This is a genomic window from Plantactinospora sp. ZYX-F-223, from assembly GCF_039649625.1.
In the GTDB taxonomy this organism is placed as follows: Bacteria; Actinomycetota; Actinomycetes; order Mycobacteriales; family Micromonosporaceae; genus Plantactinospora.
The window spans coordinates 1-2,047 of the sequence record NZ_JBDJAV010000141.1 but is presented as its reverse complement, the minus strand read 5'-3'; the positions used below and the strand labels follow the sequence as shown (position 1 = coordinate 2,047).

Below are 2,047 nucleotides of genomic sequence, written 5' to 3'. Positions count from 1 at the left end.
ACCGACCCCCTCCGTCAGCTAACAACACAGGTCATGGCGTCTGTCGGGCGTCGGCGCCGTACCGCGACAGACCACTATCTGGGGGTCTCCCCGTGGGGATATGTGCTTAAGAACGAGAGAAGGAATGCCTGATGGATGAACCGTTCCTGCGGGTACAGTCCCGCCTGACCGACCGCGATCACGTCCTGCTCGGCTGGTTGGCCGACCATGGCGTGCTGACCACCGACCAGATCAACCACGCCCTCTACGGGTCGCTCGATTTCGCCCAACGCCGGCTTCGCAAGCTCTGCCAGGTCGGTCTGTTGGGCCGGTTCAGACCGTTCAGGGCCGAGGGCGGCACCTACCCCTACCACTATCTGCTCGGGCAGCTCGGTGTGGAGATCGTCGCCGCTCACCGCGGTGAAGACCTCCCTCGCAAGGACCAGGCCCGCCGACGTCGGTGGCACCTGACCAACCGCGCCAACCTACCTCACCTGCTCGGCGTGAACGGGTTCTTCACCGATCTCGCCGGCTACGCCCGTACCCATCCCGAGGCCAGTCTTGACCGGTGGTGGCCCGCCGCGCGCTACCAACGCAGCGGGGGCTTCGCCGAGTCCGGGGACCCGGTGCAGGTTCTCGTCTACACGCCGCGAGTGCGCCCGGACGGGCACGGGATCTGGACCGAACACAGCACCAGCCTGCCGTTCTTCGTCGAGTACGACACCGGCACCGAGCCTCTCCCCGTCCTCGTCGACAAGATCGCCGGATACCAAGACCTCGCCCGCGTCACGGGCAGGGTGCCACCGTTGCTGTTCTGGCTCCACTCGACCGCCCGAGAACACCATCTCCACACGCGACTGGCCGAGGCCGACGTGTGGTACCCCATCGCCACCGCAGCCCGCGACAGCGCCGCACAACGGGCCGCCACCCCTGCCGACGACATATGGTGGCTCCACCGCCGGCCCGGCGCCCGGCTACGCCTCGCCGGCCTCGCCCGCACCTTGTCCGACACCGAACAGGACCAAGCCGCATGAACCTCTGCTGCTGCCCATCCGGCCGGCTGTTGGGGCAGTCGGTTGCGTTGGGTGGTAATAGCCGACAGCATCTTGCGCTGACAGGAGATCGCGGCATCTTCCCGTCCGCTTCTGCTCAACCGGCTGGCACCGGGAGTGCCAAGTTCACGGCTGATCTTGGTAGTTGTGACGTAGTCAGTGGCTGGCCAGGGTGAGCCGGCCGTCGAAGGCGATCTGGAACGCACGTCCTTGCCCTGATCGCAGCGATCAGGCACAAAGCCATCCCGAGCCCGGTACGTCGGGCGGTGATCCCGCTGCGGGCCTCGCCCGGCGCGGGGTCTGGGCGCAGCGTGCCGACAAGACTGCCATCTGTGGCAGTGGGAGGCGTTGCGATCCTCGCCTGATGCGGGGTCCGGGCGCAGCCGCGCCAGGGCGGTAGCGGAGTTGACGATCGCCCACCCGTTGCGATCCTCGCCCGGCGCGAGGTCCGGGCGCAGCGATGATCTGCTCGTCTGGTCCGAGTTGCACGTCGCGAAGTTGCGATCCTCGCCCGGCGCGGGGTCCGGGCGCAGCTCGCCGAGGCGGCAACCGTACTCGCTGCCCTGCGCGCGTTGCGATCCTCGCCCGGCGCGGGGTCCGGGCGCAGCGGCCGGAGATGACCGAGGTCATCGCCGACGTCGGTCCCGTTGCGATCCTCGCCCGGCGCCGGGTCCGGGCGCAGCTGCCGCCGAGCCCGACCACCGTCCGTACGGGAATCAAGCCGTTGCTATCCTCGCCCGGCGCGGGGTCCGGGCGCAGCACTCGGCTAGCCGCAGCGCGACGTCGCCGTGGCCGTCGTTGCGATCCTCGCCCGGCGCGGGGTCCGGGCGCAGCCGCTCTGACGTATCCAATGGGCGGCGCTCACCATTGTTGCGATCCTCGCCCGGCGCGGGGTCCGGGCGCAGCGGGCGGCCGGAGATTGGCGCCGGAATGGTGCTGCCGTGGTTGCGATCCTCGCCCGGCGCGGGGTCCGGGCGCAGCACGAGTCCGACCGGCTGTCGACCCGGGTGAAGCGG

Annotated in this window: 1 protein-coding gene and 1 CRISPR repeat array; the gene reads left to right on the top strand. The window is 69.7% G+C overall.

Features of this window, described 5'->3' with window-relative positions; translation table 11 throughout:
• Positions 1-131 precede the first annotated feature (131 nt).
• Entirely contained in the window at positions 132-1,013 is an 882-nt protein-coding gene (locus AAH979_RS42800; RefSeq protein WP_346263835.1) for a replication-relaxation family protein, read from the top strand.
• A gap of 292 nt (positions 1,014-1,305) precedes the next feature.
• Positions 1,306-2,012: direct repeats of the CRISPR family, unit length 37 nt; unit sequence GTTGCGATCCTCGCCCGGCGCGGGGTCCGGGCGCAGC.
• Positions 2,013-2,047: the final 35 nt, after the last annotated feature.

Excerpts from the sequence above, each read along its gene's own strand:
- AAH979_RS42800 (WP_346263835.1), top strand. The coding sequence starts at position 132 with ATGGATGAACCGTTCCTGCGGGTACAGTCCCGCCTGACCGACCGCGAT.